We start from the raw sequence: 23,094 nt of genomic DNA, 5'->3' as shown, positions 1-23,094 counted from the left end.
GGGCTCGCCGGATCCTCACAGGTAGAGGCCGGTGGCCTCCGAGGGGCGAGGCGCGGACACCGTACGGCCGGCGCGCAGCGCGAACAGCTCGGCCAGGGTGGCGCCGGCCGGAGCGGCGGCCTCCTCGACACCCAGCCAGCCGGCCGCCTCGGCCCGGGACAGCTGGCCCACCTCGATCTGGGCCAGGCAGCGGCCCGGCCGCACGATCGCCGGGTGCAGCCGGGACAGCTCCTCGTTGGTGGTGATCGCCACCAGCACGTCCCGCCCCTGGCCGAGCAGCCCGTCGGTGAGGTTCAGCAGCCGGGACAGCCCCTGGCCGGTGGCCTGCTTCGCCTCGGCCCTGATCAGCTCGTCGCAGTCCTCCAGCACGAGCAGCCGCCAGCGCCGCCCCTCGTCGCCGGAGTCGTACCCCACCGCCACCTGCATGAGATAGCCGGGATCGTTGAACAGCCGCTCGGGGTCGAGCACGCAGTCCACCTGGCACCACTCCCGCCACTCGCGGGCCAGGCTGCGGACGACGGTCGTCTTGCCGGTCCCGGGCGGGCCGTGCAGCAGCACCAGCCTGCCGTCGACACCCGCCGGCGTCATCGTCATCAGCCGGGCCAGCGGCCCGCCCGCCGCCTCGGAGTAGTTGCCGGCGATCTCCGCCCACGGGACCGCCGTGATCGGCTTCTCCGAACGGTTCCCGCCGCGCCCGGCCAGCCACCAGAAACCCATCTCGACGTGCTCGGTCTCCGGCGCGGGCTCCCGGGCGTCCCTGGTCGTCTCGGCGAGCACGGACTCGGCGAGATCCTCGCTGACGGCGGTGACGCTGACCGTCGCGGAGCGGTTGTTGAAGCGGACCACGCGCAGCGTCCACCCGTCGCCGAGGACCAGCCGGGACTCCCGGCCGTTCTCCTCCCGGGCCGAGCGGACGAGCCGCCCCCCTGCGGGCATGAGCGGCGCGCCGGGGACCACGCGGTCCAGGCTGGCCTGACGGGCCCAGGGCTGCGCCCCGGTGGCGAACGGCGACAGCGCGAGAGCGTCGATGACGTCGACCGGCGAGTCCCCGTCGTCCAGCCAGACGTTCATCGGCAGCTCGGCCGGATCGGGTGTGAAACGAACCTCCTTGACCACGGACATATCGACAATGATCCGCCGCATCCCCGGCCACGTCGAAAGGTTTTCCACCTCACCGCCTGCGCGGGTCGCCTGGCTCACCGCTTGCGCAGGTTGCTCGGCTCACTGCTTGTGCGGGTTGCTCGGGACACTGCTTGTGCGGGTCGCGTGGCTCACTGCTTGCGTAGGTCGCCCGTCTCCCTGGCGATGTCGAAGCCGGGCACGTCTCGCCAGGTGTAGGTCAGCACGTTGCCGCCCTTGCGGTCCAGCCACACGGTGCCGGGCACGCAGCCGGTGTCCAGGCCGAGGGCGAAGCTGAGCCGGTTCCCGGTGACCCCGGTCAGCCGGATCTCGCCCTCGCAGCCGCTCGCCGGCTCGGCCCAGCGCGCGGTGGAGTCGCCGGCCCGCAGCTCGACCCTGATCTCCTTCTGGCCGCCTGAGATCCCCCTGACGTCGCCGGACCACTCGCCCGCGAAGGCGCGGGGGATCCGCGCGCCCCCCGGATCCGCGGTGGCCGCCACGGGCGCCGACGCGGACGCCGAGGGTGTGGCCGGCGCCGTGCCGGAGTCGGTGGGGGAGGGGTCGGTGGAGGAGGGGCCGGGGGCGGGGGTGGTGGCGCCGCCGTCCGTGGACGCCGGCGTGACGCGCCCGGTGGCGCCGCCGGTGAGCGGGAGGAGGCCCTGGTTCGCCCACACCACCACCGCCGCCGCACCGGCCAGCGCCACCGCCGCGGCCAGCACGCCCGCCAGCACCCCACGCCGCCGCCTGCGCGGACGGGTGACGAGCGCGCCCGGCTCGCCGGGCGGCACGGTGGCCAGCGGGGAGGGTCCACCCGCCGGACGCCCGGCCCCGGATGCTACGGCCCCGGATGCTACGGCCCCGGATGCAACGGCCCCGAGAGGACCGGCCCCGGTGACTCCGGCGGCGGGGGGACCGGAACCGGAGGCTCCCGAGGCGAAGGGACCGGAACCGGAAGCTCCGGAGGCAGAGGCTCCGGAGGCGAAGGGATAGGCCCCGGAAGGACCGGAGGCGGGGGCTTCGGCGGCGAAGGGACCGGAGCTGGAAGCTCCGGAGGAGGAGGGAGCGGCGAAGGGACCGGAGGTGGGGGCTCCAGAGGTGGAGGGAGCGGCGGGTGGATCGGAGGTGGGGGGAGCGGTGGGGGCTTCGGAGGTGGGGGGTTTGGAGGCGAGGTGGGCTCCGTGGGCGGCTAGTTCCTCCAGGGCGGCGGGGTCGGTGGCCGGGGGAGCCGCCACGGGGGCGACGAGGCGGACCATCAGCTCGCGCGCCGAGGGCCGCCGGGCGGGGTCCTTGGCCAGGCAGGAGCCGATCAGGTCGCGCAGGCGGGGCGGCAGCGCGGACAGGTCGGGGTGGGCGTTCACGATCCGGTGCAGCACGGCGGGCACGTTGTCCGCGCCGAACGGCGCGTGGCCGGTGGCCGCGTACACGATCGTCGCCGCCCAGGCGAAGACGTCGGAGGCGGGCGAGGCGGGCGCGCCGGCGATCCGCTCGGGGGAGACGTAGGCGGGGGTGCCGATGAGCCCGGAGGTGAGGGTGACGGAGTCCTCCGTCCTGGCGATGCCGAAGTCCACCACCCGCGGGCCGTCCGGGCCGAGCAGCACGTTCGCCGGCTTGAAGTCCCGGTGCACGACGCCGGCCGCCTGGATCGCCGCCAGCGCGGTGGCCGTGCCGATCGCCAGCCGTTCCAGCTCGCCGCCGCGCAGCGGCCCGCGCTCGCGCACCCGCCGCTCCAGTGAGGGCCCGTCCACGAACTCGCTCACCACGTAGGGCCGGGGCCCGCGCACGTCGGCGCCCAGCACCCGCGCCGTGCAGAACGACGCCACCCCGGCCAGCGCCGCCAGCTCCTGCTCCAGCCGCGCCCGCGACTCCGCGTCGACCCTGGACAGCAGCTTCACCGCGACCTGCTCCCCGGAGGGGGCGTTCGCCAGGTAGACCACCCCCTGGCCGCCCTCGCCGAGCCTCCCGGCGAGCCGGAATTCGCCGAGCGCCCGCGGATCGTCGGGGGTGAGGGGAGACGCCATGCGGTACACGTTACCGATCGGGGATCATCGCCGGTGGATCTCCGGCGCCCCGCTCTGGGCGGGGAAGGAAACGGGCGATAGCGTTCGAGGGTGCGGACCATCGACTGGGTAGACGACGGCATCGAACTGATCGACCAGACCCTGCTCCCCGAGCGGTGCGAGACCCTCCGTCTGGAGACCGTGGACGGGCTGATCGGCGCGATCAGGAGGCTCTCCGTGCGCGGGGCGCCCGCACTCGGCGTGGCGGGGGCGCTCGGCGTGGCGCTGGCCGTCGCCACCGAGCGCGACCCGGCGGACGCGATCACCCGGCTGCGCGCCGCCCGGCCCACCGCGGTCAACCTGGCCTGGGGCGTCGACGAGGCCGCCCGGCACGTCGCCGAGGGCTTCCCTGCCGTGCTGCGGCGCGCGCTGGCGATCCGCGACGACGACATCGCGGCCTGCCGCTCCATGGGCGAGTACGGCACCGCGCTGCTGACCGGCCTCCTCGGTGAGGACGGCACCGGGATCCGGATCATGACCGTGTGCAACACGGGCGGGCTCGCCGCGGTGGAACGCGGCACCGCGCTCGGAGTCGTTCAGACGCTGCACGAGCGCGGCCGGCTCGCCGAGGCGCTCGCGCTGGAGACCCGGCCGCTGCTCCAGGGTGCCCGGCTGACCGCCTGGGAGCTGGGCCGGATGGGCGCGCCGTACCGGATGATCGTGGACTCCGCGGGGCCGTTCCTGCTCGCCCGCGGGCACGCCGACGCCGTGCTGATCGGCGCCGACCGCATCGCCGCCAACGGCGACACCGCCAACAAGGTGGGCAGCTACGCGCTGGCCCTCGGCGCCCGCCGGGCGGGCGTGCCGTTCGTGGTGGTCGCTCCGGAGACCACGGTGGACATGGCCACCCCGTCGGGCGCGGAGATCGCCATCGAGGACCGCCCGGCGGAGGAGGTCGTCACGCTCCGCGAGCTGCGGCTGGCCCCGCACGACGCCGGCGCGATCAACCCGGCGTTCGACGTCACCCCGCACGACCTGATCACGGCGATCGTCACCGACCGCCGGATCGTGCGCCTGGACAGGGCGGAGACCCTGGCGAGCGTGCCCCCTGGACCGCGCGCGGCCATGCCCTCGTGACGAGGGCGGAGCCGTACTTTCTGCGTCAAACGCCAGATGAACCCTTGCCCGGCACGTTACTCTGAGTTGTCCCCCGACTGCGCTTCTCAGGAGAGTCCGTGGCCACCGACATCATTCTCCGTAAGGAGTGGGGTGCCCGCGCGGCGCGCGGCTCCTACACCATGCTCGGCTCCACCAAGGGTGTGAAGGTCCACTACACGGGCGGGCGGGTCGATCCCGCGATCGTGGACGATCACGACAAGTGCGTGGCGATGGTGCGTTCCATCCAGGGTCAGCACATGGACGGGAACGGCTGGATGGACATCGGCTACTCGATGGTGGTCTGCCCGCATCGCAAGGTGTTCGAAGGGCGCGGGGCCCGGCATCTGCCGGCCGCCAACGGCGCGGGCCTCAACACCGGCCACTACGCGGTGCTCGCCCTGGTCGGCAACTCCGGCCTGGTCACGCCGCCGGACGAGATGCTCCAGGGCATCGTCGACGCGATCGAGTACCTCCGGGACAGGGGAGGCGCGGGCGACGAGATCAAGGGCCACCGCGACGGCTACGCCACGAGCTGCCCCGGCGACGCGCTGTACGCCTGGGTGAGGCGCGGAGCCCCGCGCCCCGGCGCGCAGGACACCCCCGACCCCGAGCCGCCGGGCACCGCGCCCGCCTGGCCCGGCCGCCGGCTGAAGTATCCGCCCGTCCTGCGCGGCGACGACGTCCGCACCTGGCAGGCCAGGATGCGCGCCCGCGGCTGGTCGCTCGACGTCGACGGCGCCTACGGCCCGCGGTCCCGCGAGGTGTGCAAGGCGTTCCAGGAGGAGAAGGACCTGCCGGCCACCGGCGTCGTCGACCAGGCCACCTGGGTCGCCGCGTGGAAGGAACCCGTCACCTGAGAATGCCCGTCACGTGAAGGTGCCCGTCACGTGAAGGTGCCCGTCACGTGAAGGTGCCCGTCACGTGAAGGTGCCCGTCACGTGAAGGTGCCCGTCACGTGAAGGTGCCCGTCAGGGGAAGGTGATCGTCCAGCCTTCGCGGGCGGCCTGCGCGGCGGTGTAGCCGACGCCGTGCACCTTCAGGCCGGCGGCGTCGAGCAGGCTCAGCGTGCCGCCCCTGTTGCCGAGGACGATCCGCTCGTCCAGGGCGACGCTGAGCGTGGCGCCCGCGTCGAGAGTGCCGGACAGCGCGAGCGTGCGGCGCTGCCCGTCGGCCAGCCGCCAGCCGTCCAGGCCGATCGGGGCGGGGGAGGCGTTGAGCAGGATGACCCTCTCCCGCTCGGGGGCCGGACCGGCCGGGTTGACCAGCGCGGCGAGGATCCGCACCGGCTCCTCCCCGCCGCCGGGCCTCGGCGGCGCGCCGTCCAGGGCGTGGCCGGTGACGTCGTCCGTGCGCCACGACTGCGACTGGAAGGCCAGGAAGACGCCGATCCAGCGCGCCTGGTCCGGCAGGTGGATCAGCAGGGCGCCGTCCTGCCACACACCGTCGTCGGCCTGGAACCTGCCGCTGTTGCCCTGGTTCATGTGCACGTCGTGCACGCCGTTGCCGGGCAGGAAGCCGAAGACCTTGTCCCTGGTGGCCGCCTCCGGCCCCCAGCGCTCGCCGAAGACGTAGACCGCGGCCGACTCGTCGTTGACGGCCCGCCGTACATAGTGGTCGAGCAGGTCGGCGAGGTCGTTGTCGTCGCCGGGGAGGTCGGGCGGCAGCGGGCGCATGGCCGCGGGGTCGAACAGGTTGCCGCGGACGAAGTCCAGGGCGCCGGAGCCCGCAGCGGACGTCAGGGCGGTCCAGCCGCTGCCCGCGGCGGGCAGTTGGTCGAGCACGGGGTGCCGGAAGTCGTCGTCGGCGAGGTAGAGCAGCTCGGAGGGCGCCTGCTGGGACAGCACGTTGACAGCCGCCCGGTAGGCGGTCCCGGCGTCGTCCACCAGGTGGATCTGGTAGTGCGGGGTGTTCGCCGCCCCCTCGCGCCGCCGGTCGATCGCCCGGCCGGCCAGGACTCCGTAGGACCGCAGCGGCACGTCGACCTCCGTGTTCCCGGGGTGCGGAGCGGGCAGGGACCCGCCCCCTGGCGACGATTGTGGGTCAGCCTTCCGCCCGTGTCGAGCATCCCCTGGGGGACCTCCCTGCCGAGCCTTGCCGGAATACCGGCAATAGATGACTTGTAGGGCAAGGCGGGTGATGTCACGCTTCGTGCATGGCAGACTTCGCCGGAGGGAAGATCGAGGCGTTCGTCGGGCCGGCTGAGCTCGGGGCGGCGGACCGGCTGGAAGACCGAATCGTGGAGTTCATCGAGGGAGCCACGAGTTCCCTGGACATCGCGGTGCAGGAGCTGGACTCCGAGCCGATCGCCCAGGCCATTCTGGACGCCCGTTATCGCGGGGTGAGCGTCCGCATGGTGCTGGAACAGGACTACCTCCTCACCTCCAAGGTGCCCAAGGCGGTGCCGAGGGACGGCGAGGACGAGGCCGCCGCGCGCCGCCGCGTCCAGTGGAACGACGAGACGGGGTCGCGCAGCCTGGAGGCCAACCGGCGGATCCTGGCCGCGCTGCTGCGCTGCGCCGTGGACGTCAAGGCGGACTACAACCCGGAGATCTTCCACCAGAAGTTCATCATCCGCGACTTCCGTGAGCGCGCCCTGCCCACCTCGGCGATCCTGTCCGGCTCGGCGAACTTCACGCACACCGACTGTCACACGAATCTCAACCATCTCGTGGTGTTCCACGACACGCGGATCTGCCGGGAGTACCTCGGCGAGTTCATCCAGATGCGGGCCGGCGACTTCGGGCGGGGCGCGCACGGCAAGGTGCCGCGCGCCTACAACGTGGGCGGCGTGCCGGTGAAGGTGCTCTTCGCGCCCGACCACACGCCCGAGCTGGAGATCATGAAGCAGATGCTGAAGGCGACCGAGAGGGTCGACTTCGCCATCTTCACCTTCGCGGGTTCCTCCGGGATCGACGACGCGATGATCGCCCTGGCCGCCGCCGGCCGGGTCGTCACCGGCGCCATGGACCCCGGCCAGGGCGCCCAGAAGTGGGCGGCCACCCGCGACCTGGACCAGGCCAGGATCGAGCTCTACTTCCCCCGGCGCGGGAACGGGTTCCGCAAACTGCACCACAAGCTCATGGTCATCGACGACTCCGTCGTGATCGCGGGCTCGTTCAACTACACCGCGCCGGCCAACCAGTACAACGACGAGAACATCTTCGTCCTGGGCAGCCCCTACCCCGGCCTGCCCGCGCGCGAGGGCGGGCCGGTGGACCCGGCGGCGTGCGCGGAGCTCGCCGGCTACTTCCGCACCGAGATCCAGCGGATAGAAAGGGCCGGGGAACGCGTCCGCCTCGCCGCGCACGTCTGAGGCCGAATGCCCCTTTAGAGGTGTCGCGGCCCCCGCTGTCCCCTCACCGCCGCTCATACGCTTAACATCCGAACCATGACGGTGCCGTCCCAGGAGTTCCGACCGGCCGCGGACTTCCCGCCGACCACACGCGACCGGTGGCGCGACGCGGCGCTCGCCGTGCTGCGCAGGTCGGGCGTGGAGGCGGAGTCGCCGGAGGAGGCGCTCTCCACCACCACCTACGACGGGGTGACCATCTCCCCGCTCTACGACGAGGCCGACGCCCCCGCCGGGCAGGGGGTGCCCGGCCTGCCCCCGTACGTCAGAGGCGCCCGGCCGCTGCCCGGCTGGGACGTGCGGCAGCGGCACGCCGTGGCCGACCCCGCCGCGGTGCTCGCCGACCTGGAGAACGGCGTCACGTCGCTCTGGCTCGCCGTGGGCCCGGACGCCATCCCGGTGGACGACCTGCCGCGCGTGCTCGCCCCGGTCTACCTCGACCTCGCCCCCGTCGTGCTCGACGCCGGAGCCGACACCGCGCGGGCCGCGGAGACGCTGCTGCGGGTGGCGGCGGACCGGGCCGGCGCGGCGGACGCCTCCCCGCCGGTCGCCGGGAACCTCGGCGCCGACCCGCTCGGGCTCGCCGCCCGCACCGGCGGCCCCGCCGACTTCACCGTGGCCGCCGGCCTCGCCCGCCGGTGCGCCACCGGCCACCCCGGGCTGCGCGCGATCACCGTGGACGGCACGCCGTACCACGACGCCGGCGGCTCCGACGCCGAGGAGCTCGGCTGCTCCGTCGCCGCCGGAGTGTCCTGCCTGCGCGCCCTCACCGCGGAGGGGCTGAGCGTCGCAGAAGCCCTCGGCCAGCTCGACTTCAGGTACGCGGCGACCGCCGACCAGTTCCTCACCATCGCCAAACTGCGCGCCGCCCGGCGGCTGTGGGCGCGGGTGGCCCAGGTGTGCGGCGCGTCGGAGAGCGGCGCGCAGCGGCAGCACGCGGTCACCTCCTCGGCGATGATGACGGCCCGCGACCCGTGGGTGAACATGCTGCGCACCACCGTCGCCTGCTTCGCCGCCGGCGTCGGCGGCGCGGACGCCGTGACCGTGCAGCCGTTCGACGCCCGCCTCGGCCTGCCCGACGACTTCGCCCGGCGGATCGCCCGCAACACCCAGTCGCTGCTGCTGGAGGAGGCGCACGCCGGCCGGGTCGCCGACCCCGCGGGCGGCTCCTGGTACGTCGAGCGGCTGACCGCCGACCTCGCCGAGGCGGCCTGGGCGTGGTTCCGGGAGATCGAGCGGGCCGGCGGCATGGCGGCGGCGCTGGAGTCCGGCCTCGTCGCCGGCCGCCTGGCCGCCACCCGGGCCCGGCGCGCGGACGACGTCGCCCACCGCCGCACCCCGATCACCGGCGTCAGCGAGTTCCCGGACATCGACGAGAAGATCCCGGCCCGCCGCCCCGGACCCGGCCTGGCCGCCGCCGGCGCAGGCCGCGGCCTGCCCGTGGTGCGGTACGCGGCGGAGTTCGAGGCGCTGCGCGACCTCGCCGACGCCCAGCCGCGCCGGCCGCAGGTCTTCCTGGCCACGATCGGGCCGGTCGCCGCGCACACCGCGCGCGCGTCGTTCGCGGCCAACCTCTTCGGCGCGGGCGGCATCGCCACCGTGACCGCCGGCCCCGGCACCGACCCGGCGGAGATCGCCGCCGCCTTCACCGCCAGCGGGGCGGCCGTGGCCTGCCTGTGCTCCTCCGACCGGCTCTACGGCGAGCACGCCGCCGCCGTGGCCGCCGCGCTGCGCGACGCCGGTGCGCTCAGGATCTGGCTGGCGGGGAAGGGACACTACGAGGGCGTGGACGCCAACCTGCACGCCGGAGGCGACGCGCTCGACGTCCTCCGCACGACCTTCGACGACCTGGGGGTGAACCGATGATCCCGGACTTCTCGGATATCGGGCTGTCCAGCGAGCCCGGCGCCGCCGTTCCCGGCGTCGAGGACTGGACGCGGGCCGTGCGGGAGGAGACCGGCAAGGAGCCGGAGGACCTCGTCTGGGAGACGCCGGAGGGGATCGGCGTCAAGCCGCTCTACACCGCCGCCGACCTCGACGGCCTGGACTTCCCGCACACCTACCCCGGCGCCGCGCCCTTCCTGCGCGGGCCCTACCCGACGATGTACGTCAACCAGCCGTGGACCATCCGGCAGTACGCCGGGTTCTCCACCGCCGCCGAGTCCAACGCCTTCTACCGGCGCAACCTGGCGGCCGGGCAGAAGGGCCTGTCGGTCGCCTTCGACCTCGCCACCCACCGGGGCTACGACTCCGACCATCCGCGGGTGGGCGGCGATGTGGGCATGGCCGGGGTGGCCATCGACTCGATCTACGACATGCGGCAGCTCTTCGACGGCATCCCGCTGGACCGGATGAGCGTCTCGATGACGATGAACGGCGCGGTGCTCCCTGTGCTGGCGCTCTACATCGTCGCCGCCGAGGAGCAGGGCGTCGCGCCGGAGATGCTGGCCGGGACCATCCAGAACGACATCCTCAAGGAGTTCATGGTCCGCAACACCTACATCTACCCGCCCGGCCCCTCGATGCGCATCATCTCCGACATCTTCGCCTACACCAGTGAGAAGATGCCGAAGTTCAACTCGATCTCCATCTCCGGCTACCACATCCAGGAGGCCGGGGCCACCTGCGACCTGGAGCTCGCCTACACGCTGGCCGACGGCGTGGAGTACCTGCGGGCGGGCGTGGGCGCGGGGCTGGACATCGACGCGTTCGCGCCGCGGCTGTCGTTCTTCTGGTGCATCGGGATGAACTTCTTCATGGAGGTCGCCAAGCTGCGGGCCGCCCGCCTGCTGTGGTCCGGCCTCGTCGCCGGGTTCGGCGCGAAGAACCCGAAGTCGCTGTCGCTGCGCACGCACAGCCAGACCTCCGGCTGGTCCCTCACCGCGCAGGACGTGTTCAACAACGTGGCCCGCACCTGCGTCGAGGCGATGGCCGCCACCCAGGGGCACACGCAGTCGCTGCACACCAACGCGCTGGACGAGGCGCTCGCCCTGCCCACCGACTTCTCCGCCCGCATCGCCCGCAACACCCAGCTGCTGCTCCAGCAGGAGTCGGGCACCTGCCGGGTGATCGACCCCTGGGGCGGCTCCGCCTACGTCGAGCGGCTCACCCACGAGCTCGCCGAGCGCGCCCTCGGGCACATCCGCGAGGTCGAGGCGGCGGGCGGCATGGCCAGGGCGATCGACGCGGGGCTGCCCAAGCTGCGCATCGAGGAGGCGGCGGCGCGCACCCAGGCGCGCATCGACTCCGGCCGCCAGCCGGTGATCGGCGTCAACAAGTACCGGCCGCAGGCGGACGAGCCGATCGAGGTGCTCAAGGTCGACAACACCGAGGTGCGCAGGCAGCAGATCGACAAGCTGCGCCGGCTGCGCGCCGAGCGCGACCCGCGCGCCGTCGAGGACGCGCTGGCCGCGCTGACGAAGGGCGCGGCCGGCGGGGACAACCTGCTCGCCCTCGCGGTGGACGCGGCCCGCGCCAAGGCCACCGTGGGCGAGATCTCCGACGCGCTGGAGAAGGTCTTCGGCCGGCACGTCGGCCAGATCCGCACGATCTCCGGCGTCTACCGCGAGGAGGTGGGCCAGAGCGTGGAGGCCGTCCGCGCGGCGTGCGCCGCGTTCGAGCTGGCCGAGGGCCGGCGGCCCAGGATCCTGGTGGCCAAGATGGGCCAGGACGGCCACGACCGGGGCCAGAAGGTGATCGCCACCGCCTTCGCCGACCTCGGCTTCGACGTCGACGTGGGCCCGCTGTTCCAGACGCCCGCCGAGGTGGCGCGCCAGGCCGTCGAGGCCGACGTGCACATCGTCGGCGTCTCCTCGCTGGCGGCGGGACACCTGACCCTGGTGCCCGCGCTGCGCGAGGCGCTGGCCGAGGCGGACCGCGACGACATCATGGTCGTCGTCGGCGGGGTGATCCCGCCCGGCGACTTCGACGAGCTGCGCGCCGCCGGCGCCTCGGCGATCTTCCCGCCGGGCACCGTCATCGCCGACGCCGCCCTCGACCTGCTCCGCGACCTGTCCACCCGGCTGGGCCATGACGCTTGACGACTACGTCAAGGGCGTCAGGGAGGGTAAGCGGGCCTGGATCGGGCGGGCCATCACGCTGGTGGAGTCGACCAGGCCCGACCACCGGGAGCTGGCCCAGCGGCTGCTGGTCGAGCTCACCCCGCACGCCGGCGCGGCCAGGAGGGTCGGCATCACCGGCGTGCCCGGCGTCGGCAAGTCGACGTTCATCGACGCCCTGGGCACCCTGCTGACCGCGGAGGGCCACCGGGTCGCCGTGCTCGCCGTGGACCCCTCCTCCACCAGGACCGGCGGCAGCGTGCTCGGCGACAAGACCAGGATGAACCGCCTGGCCGCCGACCCGGCGGCGTTCATCCGGCCCTCGCCCACCTCCGGCACCCTCGGCGGCGTCGCCAAGGCCACCAGGGAGGCCATGGTCGTCGTCGAGGCGGCGGGCTACGACGTGGTGTTCGTGGAGACGGTCGGCGTCGGCCAGTCGGAGACCACGGTCGCCGACATGGTGGACACCTTCCTGCTGCTCACCCTGGCCCGCACCGGCGACCAGCTCCAGGGCATCAAGAAGGGCGTCCTGGAGCTCGCCGACGTCATCGCGGTCAACAAGGCCGACGGCGACCACGAGCAGGCGGCGCGCAAGGCGGCGAGCGAGCTGGCCGGCGCGCTGCGGCTGCTCCGCTCCGGCCCCGCCGCGCCCGTCGTCACCTGCAGCGGCCTCACCGGCGGCGGGCTCGGCGACCTGTGGCAGCGGATCGTCGGGCACCAGGAGGCGCTGTCCGCCTCGGGCGAGCTGGCGGCCAGGCGCCGCCGCCAGCAGGTCGGCTGGACCTGGGCGCTGGTCCGGGACCGGCTGCTGGCCCGGCTGCACGGCCATCCGCGGGTCGCCGCCATCACCGCCGAGGTCGAACGCGAGGTCCTCGACGGCGGGCTGACCCCTTCCCTCGCCGCCGACCGCATCCTCGCCGCGTTCTTCGACTCCGACGCTTGATCGGCCACGGGGGGAGGTGTCTCCATCCCCGTGGTAAGCGCTTCATCCCGGTGGAGGGGATTCCCCCCGCGCCCCGGTAGGCGGAAGCCCGCCCCGTGTGACGATGACGGCGAATTTCGACACGGGGAGGTCTTCGCATGTGCCACGAGGTGACGACGCCTGAGACGGTCGCCGCGGCGCTCGCCGAGTACCGCGCGCTGCTCGACGCGCACGGCCCGACCTGGGGAGAGGACCCCATCCTGTACGTCAAGCAGATGACGACCAGCGCCTTCCTGACCGGCGCGGAACTGTGGGAGGCGATGTCCGCCAAGATCGCCGAACCGGGGCCGGAGGGCGGGCGACTGCGGCCGATCGACTGCGACATGGACGAGATGGTGCGGGACGCGCTCGGCGGGCGGGTGCTCGACAACCTCGCCGCCCTCCGGCTCACCGACGCGGGGCACGCCTTCCAGGCGAGGGCCCAGGCCGTGCTGAACGGCGCCGAGTTCCGCGGCACCCTGCTGATCGACTCCGCGCGGGACACGGTGGTCGCCGTGGAGGTGGACGGGACACGTCTGGAGATCGCGCCGCGCGGCGCCAGGTTGGTGCCGATCACCTCGGCCAGCGAGGTCCGGGTGGCCGGGGAGAGGGTGGAGCTGACCGGCCTGACCAGGTCCGCCCTGCCGGCCAGGCTGCGGCTGCGGGCCGGCTTCCCGTGCCGGTGGACCGTGATGGGCGAGGACGGGCAGGGCTGGTACCCCGAGGGCGCCCCGCCCAAGCGCGACCACCACGGCCTGCCGTACTTCCACGGCGACGACCTCGTCCTCGACGTCCCCGCCGAACTGCTCACCGTGCGGGTCACCCGCGGCATGGAGTACGGCACCGCCGAGACGACCGTCATCCCGGCCGGGGAGACGGTCGTCGAGCTGACCCCGGAGCGGATCTACGACGCGGCGGCGCGCGGCTGGTACGGCGGCGACATGCACGTGCACATGAACTGGGCCGGCGACATGGTGGGCGAACCCGCGCTGGCCGCCGCCATGCAGCACGGCGAGGACCTGCACGTGCTCAACCTGGTCGCGGGCAACGTCTCCGCCGAGCGCGTCTACGACCGGGAGGCCCTGGACCACTGGGCGGGCCGGGACCTGCCCTGGTCGGACGGCACGCACATCGCCAGGATGGGCGTGGAGTACCGCAACGACCTGCTCGGCCACTTCTCCGTCTTCGGCGTCCCCGAACCACCCGGCCGCTACCACACCGGCTTCCTGAAGACCGTGGACTGGCCGCCGAACGGCGCCGCCGCCGCGGAGTTCCGGGCCCGGGGCGGCGTGGTCGGCTACGGCCACCCGTTCCACCCACCGGCGCCGGGCGAGGACGACCCGCCGGGGGCGCTGATCGGTCACGGCCGGGACTGCGACGCCAAGGAGATCGTCGCGGACGCCGCGCTCGGCCTGGTGGACTCGCTGGACGTGCTCAACCACTCCTCGGTCGCGGCCACCGCGCTCGTCTACCGGCGGCTCGTCGGCGCGGGCAACCGGCTGGCGGTCACCGCGGGCACCGACGGCCAGATGTCCTTCACCCGGCGCGGCAACCAGTCGGCCCCGCCCGGCTGGGCGCGCGTCTACGCCAAGGTGGACGGCCCGCTGTCCGCCGGGTCCTACGCGGAGGCGCTGCGCCGCGGCCGTACCTTCGCCACCACCGGCCCCTGGCTGGAACTGGCCGTGGCGGCGGGCGGCGGGGAGACGGGCGGCCCGGGGGAGACCCTGGACCTCGCGCCCGGCGGAACCGTGACGATCACCGCCAGGGTCGTCGGCCCGGAGGCCGAACGCCTGGAGCTCCGCACCGCCGACGGCCTTCTCGCCGAGACCTCCATCCGCCCCGGGCACACCGGGACCGAGCTGACCGCCGAGCTCGTCGTGACCGAGCCCACCTACGTCATGGCCGTCGTCACCGGCGGCCCGCACCCGCGCACCATGCGGGACGACACCTACGCCTGCACCACCCCCGTCCATCTGGACGTCGCCGGACGGCACGTGGCCCGCCCGCAGGACGTGCGCTGGTGCCTCGACTGGCTCGACCTGCTGGAGGCCGTCGTCCGCGAGCGCGGCACGTTCACCTCCGAAGACCAGCTCGCCGACCATCTCGCGCTGTACGACCGGGCCAGGGCCGTCTACCGGTCCCGGTTGCCCGGGTAGGGTCCGCCGGACGCCGCGGACCCCCCTACCGCCGGTCCCGGAGACACGAGGGGTTCGCGGGCGCGCCGTGGCCTCCCGTGTCACCGAGTATGGAGAGGTCACGAGTACGGAGAGGACGCGGGCGCCGGAAGCGGGACGCCGGCGCGGGAAGGATGTGTCGCATGCGGATACGGTCACGGCTCGGCGCCTGGGACCAGAGGCTGTTCGCGGCCGTCGCGAAGTCGCACTGGCCGGGCGGGGAGCGGGCGTTGCCCCGGCTGTCCCGGGCCGCGGACAACTCGCTGCTGTGGGCCGGGATCGCGGCGGGCTTCGCGGTGAGCGGGCGGCGCGGCCTGCGCCGTGCGGCGACCCGGGGGATGCTCGCCATCAGCCTGGCCAGCCCGCTGGTCAACCTGGCGGGCAAGCAGGCGTTCGGCCGGGCCCGCCCGTCCCCGACGGCGTTGCCGGTCGGCCGGATCCTCAAGACGCCCACGTCGGCGTCGTTCCCCTCCGGGCACTCGGCCTCCGCCGCCGCGTTCGCCACGGCTGTCGCGCTGGAGGCGCCCGCCCGGGTGGCGATCCCCGTCGCGCTCGCCGCCGCGGCCGTCTGCTTCTCCCGGGTCTACACCGGCGTCCACTACCCGGGCGACGTGCTGGCCGGCGCCGGCATCGGGGTGGTCACCGGCCTCCTCACCCGCCGCCTGTGGCCCGAGGCAGGGGAGGCGGGCCGGGCCAGGGCGGTCACCACCGCGCCGCTGCCCGGCGTGGACCCCGAAGGGGAGGGGCTGGTCGCCGTGGCCGGCCCCGCGTCCTCCGGCGGCCCGGGCGGCGACCCCGCCACCGGCGAGGCGGTCCGCGTCCTGCGCACTTCCCTGCCCGGAGCCGAGATCGTCGCCCTTCGCGAGGACCCCGCCCAGGACGGGGACGAGCCGGGTCCCGGCGGGCTCGGGGCGGTCGTGGAGGGAGCCGCCGGGCGGGCGGGGGTGCTCGCCGTCGTCGGCGGGGACGACGCGGTGGACCGGGCCGCCAGGCACGCGCTGCGGCACGGCCGGCCGCTGCTCGTGGTGCCCACCGGCGGGCGCGACCGCTTCGCCCGCACGCTCGGCGTCGAGACCGCGCAGGAGGCCGTCGCCGCCTACGTCTCGGGGAACGCCGTGTCCGTCGACGTGGCCGAGGTCGCCGGGCGGGTCTTCCTCAACGACGTCAGCCTCGGCGTCTATCCGGCGCTGGCCGCCCGGTGCGAGTCCTGGCAGAACCGGATCGGCAGGTGGCCCGCGACGCTGTGGGGACTCGCCGGGGCGCTCCGCCGCGACGCCGGGCCGGTGGAGATCGTCGTGGACGGCGTGCCGTACCGGGTGTGGCTGCTCTTCGTGGGCAACTGCCGGCACGACTCGCGCGGCGTCGTCCCCGGGCGGCGGCGCCGGCTGGAGGACGGCGTGCTGGACATCCGCATGCTGACCGCCGCCCGCCGGCTGCCGCGCGTGCGCGCGTTCCTCAGCGTCGCGGGCGCCAGGTTCGGCATGTCCCGCCACTTCCACCAGTGGCAGGCCGACACCCTGCACGTCGGCACCCCGGGCGGCCGGGTACAGCTGGCCGGGGAGGGCGGGGTCCTCGACGTCGCCGCGCCGGTGACGTTCGCCAAGCGCCCGCGCGCGCTCACCGTCCTGCGCGAGTGACCTCGCGGCGGACGGCCCGGGAGGGCGCCGATTGACGTGGGGAGGAGGGCCGGTCGATAGTTGACCTCTATGGCCGCCCCCAGGTTGTTCCCCCTTGTCCTGACGGTCGCCGTGCTCGCGGCGGGCGGCTGCACCTCCGGCGGGGGCGGTCCGTTGCCGGGCAGCCCGACCGCGTCCGGCGTCGCGGGGCCGGTGGGCCCCGGGACCACCGGGAGCCCCGCCGCGACCCCCGCGCCGGCCGGCCTCACCCCGGACGCCTACCGGGCCGAACTGGACGCCGTGCGCGGGCCGGTGCGCGCCGCGCTGAGCAGGCTCGCCGACGCCGGCAGCCTGAAAAGCCTGGAGTCCAGGGCGGGCGACGCGCAGGAGGCGCTGGGCGAGGCCGCCGACCGGCTGGAGCCGCTGGTCCCGCCGGCCGAGGCGCGCGCCGAGCACGAGGGCTACGTGGCCGCGCTGCGCGACCTGTCCGAAGGGCTCGCCGACGCCTCGTCCGCCGTGTCGGCGCGGTCCGTGTGCACCGCCTCCGGGCTGCTCGCCGAGCTCGGCCGGTCCGGCGAGCTGAAGGCGCTGGAGGAGGCGGGCGGCGCCCTCGCCGGGCGCGGCGACTACCCGGCGGACGTGGTCTCGGTCAAGGCGCGGGAACGCACCTCCAGGCGGCTGCCGAACGGCCGCTACCTGCGCTCGGAGTCGCGCACCGGCCGCGGCACCCTCGCGATCAGCAACGGCGGCACCGACGACGCCGTGGTCACGCTGGTGCGCGGCAAGAGCCGGGCGATCAGCGTCTACGTGCGCAAGAAGTCGAAGTTCACCGTGGCGGGCGTCCGCGACGGGACCTACCGCGTGTACTTCGCCAGCGGCGCCGACTGGGACGCCGGGCGGCGGTCGTTCACCCGGTCGTGCGTCTTCCAGCGGTTCGACGACACGGTCCCGTTCAAGACGACCTACACGGCGACCGAGGTGCGCTGGAACAACTGGCGGATCACGCTGCACGCCATCACCGGCGGCAACGCCAAGATCAGCGGCGTCGACCCGGGCGACTTCCCCGGCTGAGCGGGGGCGGAGAACGCGCGCGGCCGCGACCCCGCGTGGCGGGGCCGCGGCCGGGTGGCGCGCGACGATCAGGTGGAGAAGAGCATGCCCATCAGACCGCGCTGGCGGTGGTGACCGTAGTGGCCGCCGTGGTGCGGCGCGCCCCAGGCGGGGCCGTGCGCCGGCGGGGGCGGCGGGGGCGGGGCCGCGTGCTGGCCGCCCCACTGGGTCTCAAGGCGGGTGAGGGTCTCCAACTCGCCATAGTCGAGGAAGATCCCGCGGCAGTTCTCACATTGCTCGATGTGAACGCCGTTGCGCTCGTACGTGCGCATCGACCCACGACACTTAGGGCACTGCATCAACCGTCTCCTAGACGTCCGGCTTCGATTGCCTGAGCACAACCTACTGTGTGCGAAGCCGTCGCGCGCGGCGATGAACGCCGTAAATCGGGCCGCCGCGGACATGGTTGCGGACACCGCCCGCCGGTCACCGCGCCGCTGCGGCGATCCGCGCGCAGGTGTCCACGAGCACCTGCTCCGCCTCGTCGATCTCCCTCCCGGCGCGTCGCGCGGTCGCGACGGCCGCCGCGGCGACCTGCACGGCGAGCGCCCTGGCCGGGATGTCCAGCCGCTCCCACGGGTCGGCCGCCCCGTCCAGCGCGGGACCGCCCGCCGCGACGTAGGCGGCCAGGAAGCGGTGCCACACCGCGGGCTCCAGCAGCCCGGCCGCGAACCACGCCGCCGGTCGGGCGAGGTCCCACGCCTGGTCGCCGTGGCCCACGTCGTCCACGTCGATGAGCAGCCACTCGCCGTGCTCCGGCGGGTGGCGGACGAGCTGGCCCAGGTGCCAGTCGCCGTGGGTGAGGCCGTGCGGGGCCCGTGGCGGCCCGCCGTACGGGTGGCCGAGGGCCTCGGGCGGCAGGGACGCCGCCGCGGCGCGCACCGTCCTGGCGGCGGCGCCGTCGTCGTCGCGGAGGCGGGCGACGACGGTGGAGACCCGGGCGGGGCCGCCCGCCGGCGGCAGCGGGGGCAGGTGCCGCAGCGGCACCAGGTGCAACCGGGCGAGGAGCCGGGCGGCGGCCTCCCACGGGGCCTCGTCCAGCGCCCCGGGATCGACCGGGCTGCCCGCGGGCCACACCGACACGAGCCGGTCGTCCGCGTGCTCCGCCGTGAGGCTCAGCGGCGGGAGCATGACGCCGGGCAGCCGGGCCGAGGCGGCCAGCCGCGGCCGGAGCGAGGCGGCGTCCATGCCCGGCGCGTGCGCCTTCACCACCACGTCGCCCACCCGCACGACCACCACGTCGTCCCGCGCCACCAGCACCCGGGCCGCCGGCTCCTGCGTGCGGGCGTGGCGCTCGCCGATCGCGGCGAGGGACTTCTGCAACGGGGTGGCGGGGGCCGGATCCGGCTCCGCGGCGGGGGACGGGGGAGTCTCGCCCGGCGAGGTGGGCCGGACGCTGACGGGTTCTCTCACGCCCTCAATCTAGATTGATCTCATGAACATTGGTTTCGCGGTTCCCGTCTCGGGCCCCTGGGCGACCCCGGCGAACATGGCGCGCGTCGCCACCCGGGCCGAGCAGCTCGGCTACCACCAGGTATGGACGTTCCAGCGGCTGCTCTACCCGGCGGGGCATCCGATGGGGCCCGTCTACCGCAGCGTCCAGGACCCGATCGTCACGCTGTCCTACCTCGCCGGGATCACCGGGCGGATCAGGCTCGGCGTGGCGGTGCTCAACATGCCCTTCTTCTCCCCGGCGCTGCTGGCCAAGCAGCTCGCGACGCTGCAGAACGTCTCGGGCGGCCGGCTCACCGCGGGGCTCGGCCTGGGCTGGCTGGAGGAGGAGTTCGCCGCCTCGGGCGTGCCGTACGGCAGGCGGGGCGCGCGCGGCGAGGAGTACATCGGCGTGTTGCGCGACCTGTGGCGCGAGGACGTCGTCGAGCACGAGGGGGAGTTCTACCGGTTGCCGCCGGTGCACCAGGACCCCAAGCCGGCCCCGGCGCCGCCGCCGATCCTGCTCGGCGGCACGGCCGATGTCGCCCTGCGGCGGGCGGGCCGGCTCGCGGACGGCTGGGTGAGCTCCAGCAGGGAGACGCTGTCCTCGATCGAGTCCAGGATCCGTCTCGTGAAGGAGGCGGCCACGGAGGCCGGCCGGGACCCGGAGGCGATGCAGTTCGTGTGCCGCGGGGTCACCTCGGTGCGTCCCGCCGGGCAGGCCGGCCGGCGCCCGCTGACCGGTTCCTACGAGGAGATCCGCCGCGACGTCGAGGGTCTCGCGGCCCAGGGGGTCACCGAGGTCTTCCACGACCTCAACTTCGACCCGGAGATCGTCTCCCCGGGGACCGACCCGGCCGAGTCGATGCGCCGCGCCGAGGAGGCCCTGGAGGCGCTGGCGCCTTAGCCGGCCCGCCGGACCGTCACGAGAAGCGCAGCACGGCCGCGCCGTTGACCTGGTCGGCGGCGAGGTCGCCGAGCGCGCGGTCGGCGGCCTCGAAGGGGTAGGGGGCGGTGGTGACCCGGGGCGGGTCCTCGGTGGCCGACCGCAGGTAGTCGCGGCCGTCGGCCCGGGTGTTGGCCGTCACGCTGCGCAGGGTGCGCTCCTGGAACAGGTGCCGCGGGTAGTCCAGAGGCGGGATGGCGCTCAGGTGGATGCCCGCGACGGCCAGCGTGCCGCCCCGGTCCAGCGCGGCCAGCGCGACCGGGACCAGGTCGCCCACCGGGGCGAAGAGGATCGCCGCGTCCAGCGGCTCCGGCGGCGTGTCGTACGCGCCGCCGGCCGAGGCGGCGCCGAGTTCGAGCGCGAGCTCCCGGGCCGCGGCCGACCGGGTCAGCACGTGCACGGTGGCGCCCCGCGCCAGGGCCGCCTGGGTGGTCAGGTGGGCGGAGGCGCCGAACCCGTAGACGCCGAGCCGTCCGCCCGGCGGCAGGTCGCAGCGCAGCAGCGCGCGGTAGCCGATGATCCCCGCGCACAGCAGCGGCGCGAGCTTCTCGGCCGGCCGGTCCTCGGGCAGCGGGTAGACGTAGTCCGCCGGCGCGACGAGATACTCGGCGTAGCCGCCGTCCGCGTGCCAGCCGGTGTAGGCCGAGCCGGGGCACAGGTTCTCCAGTCCCCGCAGGCAGTAGCGGCACCGGCCGCAGGTCGAGCGCAGCCACGCCACCCCGACCCGGGATCCCAGGGTCAGGGCGGACCCGGCGGGAGGCGGCCCGGCCACCCGGCCGACCGCCTCGTGTCCGGGCACCGTACGCGGGCGTAGCGGGGGCAGGTCGCCCTCGGCCAGGTGCAGGTCGGTACGGCACACCGCGCACGCCTCCACCTTGACCAGCACCTCGCCCTCTCCGGGCCGGGGGACGGGCAGCCGCACCCGGGCGAGCGGCCGGCTCGCCATCGGCCCCGGCCGGGCCACCACCCACGCGTCCATCTCCTGCGCGCCCGAACGGCTCATACTCCGAGCCAACCACACCGCCCGCGGCGGGGCCCGCAGGCCCCCGGGGGGCGTCTCAGGCCGCCGGAGCGTGCCGGGCGAGGCGGCCGGTGGCGAGGGCGGCGAGGAGGGCGGCGCCGTCCGGCAGCACCGCGTCGTCGAACAGGGCCTCGGCGGAGTGGTTGTAGGCCGCGGTGGCCGGGTCCAGGCCCGCCGGGCAGGCGCCGAGCGCGATGAAGGCGCCCGGCACGCTGTCCAGCACGTGCGAGAAGTCCTCCGAGCCGGCCAGCGGGTGCGGGGCGGCGAAGAACCGGCCGGGGCCGAGCAGGGCGGTCACCGTGTCCCCGGCGAAGGCGGCCTCGTCCGGGTCGTTGACGGTCACCGGATACCCCATGCCGAAGGACGCCTCCGCGGTGAGGCCGTGCGCCGCGGCGACGCCTTCGACCAGCCGGATCGCGTGCTGCCTGACCGCCGCCCGGTTCCCCGGGCTGAACGTGCGGATCGTCGCCTCGAAGACCGCCTCGTCCGGGATCACGTTGTCCGCGGTGCCGGCGTGGAAGGTGCCCACCGTCACGACGACCGGGTCGAAGGCGCCGAACTTCCTCGTGACCATGGTCTGCAGCCCGGTGACCATCTCGCAGGCCGCCGGGATCGGGTCCAGCGCGAGGTGCGGGCTGGACCCGTGGCCGCCCCGGCCGCGCACGGTGACCCTGAAGGTGTCGGCGGCGGCGAGCACCGGGCCGGGGCGCGAGGCGAACAGGCCGAGCGGCAGCATCGTCGCGACCACGTGCAGCGCGTACGCGGCGACGGGCCGCTCGCCCGCCGCCTCCAGCACGCCTTCCTCGATCATGTGGGTGGCCCCGTCGAAGCCCTCCTCGCCCGGCTGGAACATGAAGATCACGTCGCCGGCCAGCTCGTCCCTGCGATCGGCCAGCAGGTGCGCGGCCCCGGCGAGCATGGCGGTGTGCAGGTCGTGGCCGCAGGCGTGCATCGCCCCCTCGAAGCGGGAGGCGTAGGCGAGGCCGTTGCGCTCGGTCACCGGCAGCGCGTCCATGTCGCCTCTGAGCAGCACGGCCGGGCCGGGGCGCCCGCCGCGCAGGACGGCGGTGACCGAGCTGAGCGCGTCGCCGGTGGTGATCTCCAGGGGGAGTCCGTCGAGGGCGCGGAGCACCTTCTCCTGGGTCCGCGGCAGGTGCAGGCCGAGCTCGGGCTCGGCGTGCAGTTCGTGGCGCAGGCGTACGAGCTGCTCCGACAGGTCATGGGCGGAAGCTAGTAGCGACATACGATGCATTCTTCACGCCCATCACACGTCCTGGCCACGAACAGGGTTTGTGTCCGGCATAGGATGATCTGCGGTAATCCGTGGTTGCACAGGGAGCAATGTGAGCGAGCCCAGGCCGATCAAGAGCTGGTTGTCCGACATGGACGGCGTGCTCGTCCAGGAGGGCCACCCGGTCCCCGGCGCGCAGGAGTTCATCGCGCGCCTGCGCGAGTCCGGCCGGCCGTTCCTGGTCCTCACCAACAACTCGATCTACACGCCGAGGGACCTCGCGGTACGGCTGCGCGCGGCCGGGCTGGAGGTGCCCGAGGAGTCCATCTGGACCTCCGCCCTGGCCACCGCGAAGTTCCTGCACGACCAGCGGCCCGGCGGGTCGGCCTACGCCATCGGCGAGGCGGGCCTGACCACCGCGCTGCACGAGGCCGGCTACGTGCTCACCGACATCGCGCCGGACTACGTGGTGCTCGGCGAGACCCGCAACTACAGCTTCGAGCAGATCACCCGCGCGATCCGGCTCATCGAGGGCGGCGCCCGGTTCATCGCCACCAACCCGGACGCGGTCGGCCCCTCCACCGAGGGCTCGCTGCCCGCCTGCGGCTCGGTCGCCGCCATGATCAGCAAGGCGACCGGCGTCGAGCCGTACTTCGTCGGCAAGCCGAACCCGATGATGATGCGCAGCGCGCTCAACGCGATCGACGGTCACAGCGAGAGCACCGCGATGATCGGCGACCGGATGGACACCGACGTGGTGTCCGGCATGGAGGCCGGGCTGTACACGATCCTGGTGCTGAGCGGCGTCACCGCCAAGCAGCAGGTGGACCGGTACCCGTTCCGGCCCTCGCTGATCGTGGACTCGGTCGCGGATCTCCTCCCGTTGGTGGACTGACCTCGTCAAACATGCCCGGTTCGGGTAC

General features: G+C 74.5%; 18 protein-coding genes. 11 read left to right on the top strand and 7 right to left on the bottom strand.

Annotated features, from left to right (window positions below; translation table 11 throughout):
* Positions 1–15: 15 nt before the first annotated feature.
* Entirely contained in the window at positions 16–1,122 is a 1,107-nt protein-coding gene (locus tag QSK26_RS09040; protein WP_285774552.1) for a DUF5925 domain-containing protein, read from the bottom strand.
* 149 nt (positions 1,123–1,271) lie between these two features.
* Complete coding sequence (locus tag QSK26_RS09035) at positions 1,272–3,137, bottom strand: serine/threonine-protein kinase (RefSeq protein ID WP_285774551.1); 1,866 nt, start codon at positions 3,135–3,137, stop codon at positions 1,272–1,274.
* Between the two features lie 90 nt (positions 3,138–3,227).
* Between QSK26_RS09035 and mtnA the strand changes: the two genes are divergently transcribed.
* Together mtnA and QSK26_RS09025 are read left to right on the top strand one after the other, a co-directional pair.
* Entirely contained in the window at positions 3,228–4,253 is a 1,026-nt protein-coding gene (gene mtnA, locus QSK26_RS09030) for an S-methyl-5-thioribose-1-phosphate isomerase (protein ID WP_285774550.1), read from the top strand.
* A gap of 98 nt (positions 4,254–4,351) precedes the next feature.
* Positions 4,352–5,131 (top strand): peptidoglycan recognition protein family protein, encoded by a 780-nt coding sequence (locus QSK26_RS09025; protein WP_285774549.1) that lies wholly within the window; start codon positions 4,352–4,354, stop codon positions 5,129–5,131.
* A gap of 111 nt (positions 5,132–5,242) precedes the next feature.
* Here QSK26_RS09025 and QSK26_RS09020 read toward each other — a convergent pair whose 3' ends face one another.
* On the bottom strand, positions 5,243–6,250 hold the full coding sequence (locus QSK26_RS09020) for a DUF2278 family protein (RefSeq protein WP_285774548.1): 1,008 nt from the start codon (positions 6,248–6,250) through the stop codon (positions 5,243–5,245).
* Positions 6,251–6,426: 176 nt separating this feature from the next.
* Between QSK26_RS09020 and QSK26_RS09015 the strand changes: the two genes are divergently transcribed.
* From QSK26_RS09015 to QSK26_RS08985, 7 genes are all read left to right on the top strand, one after another.
* A complete protein-coding gene (locus QSK26_RS09015) occupies positions 6,427–7,587 on the top strand; it encodes a phospholipase D-like domain-containing protein (RefSeq protein WP_285774547.1) in 1,161 nt (386 codons plus the stop codon).
* 75 nt (positions 7,588–7,662) lie between these two features.
* Complete coding sequence (locus QSK26_RS09010; protein ID WP_285774546.1) at positions 7,663–9,489, top strand: methylmalonyl-CoA mutase family protein; 1,827 nt, start codon at positions 7,663–7,665, stop codon at positions 9,487–9,489.
* Positions 9,486–11,663, top strand: a complete 2,178-nt coding sequence (gene scpA / locus QSK26_RS09005; protein WP_285774545.1) for a methylmalonyl-CoA mutase — start codon at positions 9,486–9,488, stop codon at positions 11,661–11,663. Before QSK26_RS09010 ends, scpA begins: the two co-directional genes overlap by 4 nt.
* Complete coding sequence (gene meaB / locus QSK26_RS09000) at positions 11,653–12,624, top strand: methylmalonyl Co-A mutase-associated GTPase MeaB (RefSeq protein ID WP_285774544.1); 972 nt, start codon at positions 11,653–11,655, stop codon at positions 12,622–12,624. Before scpA ends, meaB begins: the two co-directional genes overlap by 11 nt.
* A gap of 149 nt (positions 12,625–12,773) precedes the next feature.
* The gene (locus tag QSK26_RS08995) at positions 12,774–14,798 is read left to right on the top strand and encodes a CehA/McbA family metallohydrolase (protein WP_285774543.1); all 2,025 of its coding nucleotides are present in this window, start codon (positions 12,774–12,776) and stop codon (positions 14,796–14,798) included.
* A gap of 161 nt (positions 14,799–14,959) precedes the next feature.
* On the top strand, positions 14,960–16,453 hold the full coding sequence (locus QSK26_RS08990) for a bifunctional phosphatase PAP2/diacylglycerol kinase family protein (protein ID WP_285774542.1): 1,494 nt from the start codon (positions 14,960–14,962) through the stop codon (positions 16,451–16,453).
* A 69-nt stretch (positions 16,454–16,522) separates the two neighbouring features.
* Entirely contained in the window at positions 16,523–17,503 is a 981-nt protein-coding gene (locus tag QSK26_RS08985) for a hypothetical protein (protein WP_285774541.1), read from the top strand.
* Positions 17,504–17,571: 68 nt separating this feature from the next.
* On the opposite strand, the gene QSK26_RS08980 is transcribed toward QSK26_RS08985, so the two are convergent.
* Positions 17,572–17,841: a TFIIB-type zinc ribbon-containing protein gene (locus tag QSK26_RS08980; RefSeq protein ID WP_285774540.1), complete on the bottom strand. Its 270-nt coding sequence runs from the start codon at positions 17,839–17,841 to the stop codon at positions 17,572–17,574.
* Positions 17,842–17,968: 127 nt separating this feature from the next.
* Positions 17,969–18,955 (bottom strand): aminoglycoside phosphotransferase family protein, encoded by a 987-nt coding sequence (locus tag QSK26_RS08975; protein WP_285774539.1) that lies wholly within the window; start codon positions 18,953–18,955, stop codon positions 17,969–17,971.
* Positions 18,956–18,977: 22 nt separating this feature from the next.
* On the opposite strand from QSK26_RS08975, the gene QSK26_RS08970 reads away from it, so the two are divergent.
* Positions 18,978–19,880 (top strand): TIGR03619 family F420-dependent LLM class oxidoreductase, encoded by a 903-nt coding sequence (locus tag QSK26_RS08970; protein ID WP_285774538.1) that lies wholly within the window; start codon positions 18,978–18,980, stop codon positions 19,878–19,880.
* A 16-nt stretch (positions 19,881–19,896) separates the two neighbouring features.
* Here QSK26_RS08970 and QSK26_RS08965 read toward each other — a convergent pair whose 3' ends face one another.
* Both QSK26_RS08965 and QSK26_RS08960 read right to left on the bottom strand, forming a co-directional pair.
* Entirely contained in the window at positions 19,897–20,922 is a 1,026-nt protein-coding gene (locus tag QSK26_RS08965) for a zinc-dependent alcohol dehydrogenase family protein (RefSeq protein ID WP_285774537.1), read from the bottom strand.
* A 55-nt stretch (positions 20,923–20,977) separates the two neighbouring features.
* Positions 20,978–22,183, bottom strand: a complete 1,206-nt coding sequence (locus QSK26_RS08960) for a M20 metallopeptidase family protein (protein WP_285774536.1) — start codon at positions 22,181–22,183, stop codon at positions 20,978–20,980.
* Positions 22,184–22,283: 100 nt separating this feature from the next.
* Between QSK26_RS08960 and QSK26_RS08955 the strand changes: the two genes are divergently transcribed.
* Positions 22,284–23,066, top strand: a complete 783-nt coding sequence (locus tag QSK26_RS08955) for an HAD-IIA family hydrolase (RefSeq protein WP_285774535.1) — start codon at positions 22,284–22,286, stop codon at positions 23,064–23,066.
* Positions 23,067–23,094 lie beyond the last annotated feature (28 nt).

The organism is Microtetraspora sp. NBRC 13810 (assembly GCF_030268685.1).
Lineage (GTDB): Bacteria > Actinomycetota > Actinomycetes > Streptosporangiales > Streptosporangiaceae > BSRQ01.
The sequence above is the reverse complement of the archived record's forward strand: the minus strand, read 5'-3'. Positions and strand labels throughout refer to the sequence as shown.

What these genes read in the sequence shown, in the direction of transcription:
- QSK26_RS09040 (WP_285774552.1), bottom strand. Translation starts at nt 1,122, where the DNA reads ATGTCCGTGGTCAAGGAGGTTCGTTTCACACCCGATCCGGCCGAGCTG.
- QSK26_RS09035 (WP_285774551.1), bottom strand. Translation starts at nt 3,137, where the DNA reads ATGGCGTCTCCCCTCACCCCCGACGATCCGCGGGCGCTCGGCGAATTC.
- QSK26_RS09015 (WP_285774547.1), top strand. Translation starts at nt 6,427, where the DNA reads ATGGCAGACTTCGCCGGAGGGAAGATCGAGGCGTTCGTCGGGCCGGCT.
- QSK26_RS09010 (WP_285774546.1), top strand. Translation starts at nt 7,663, where the DNA reads ATGACGGTGCCGTCCCAGGAGTTCCGACCGGCCGCGGACTTCCCGCCG.
- scpA (WP_285774545.1), top strand. Translation starts at nt 9,486, where the DNA reads ATGATCCCGGACTTCTCGGATATCGGGCTGTCCAGCGAGCCCGGCGCC.
- meaB (WP_285774544.1), top strand. Translation starts at nt 11,653, where the DNA reads ATGACGCTTGACGACTACGTCAAGGGCGTCAGGGAGGGTAAGCGGGCC.
- QSK26_RS08990 (WP_285774542.1), top strand. Translation starts at nt 14,960, where the DNA reads ATGCGGATACGGTCACGGCTCGGCGCCTGGGACCAGAGGCTGTTCGCG.
- QSK26_RS08985 (WP_285774541.1), top strand. Translation starts at nt 16,523, where the DNA reads ATGGCCGCCCCCAGGTTGTTCCCCCTTGTCCTGACGGTCGCCGTGCTC.
- QSK26_RS08980 (WP_285774540.1), bottom strand. Translation starts at nt 17,841, where the DNA reads ATGCAGTGCCCTAAGTGTCGTGGGTCGATGCGCACGTACGAGCGCAAC.
- QSK26_RS08970 (WP_285774538.1), top strand. Translation starts at nt 18,978, where the DNA reads ATGAACATTGGTTTCGCGGTTCCCGTCTCGGGCCCCTGGGCGACCCCG.
- QSK26_RS08965 (WP_285774537.1), bottom strand. Translation starts at nt 20,922, where the DNA reads ATGAGCCGTTCGGGCGCGCAGGAGATGGACGCGTGGGTGGTGGCCCGG.
- QSK26_RS08960 (WP_285774536.1), bottom strand. Translation starts at nt 22,183, where the DNA reads ATGTCGCTACTAGCTTCCGCCCATGACCTGTCGGAGCAGCTCGTACGC.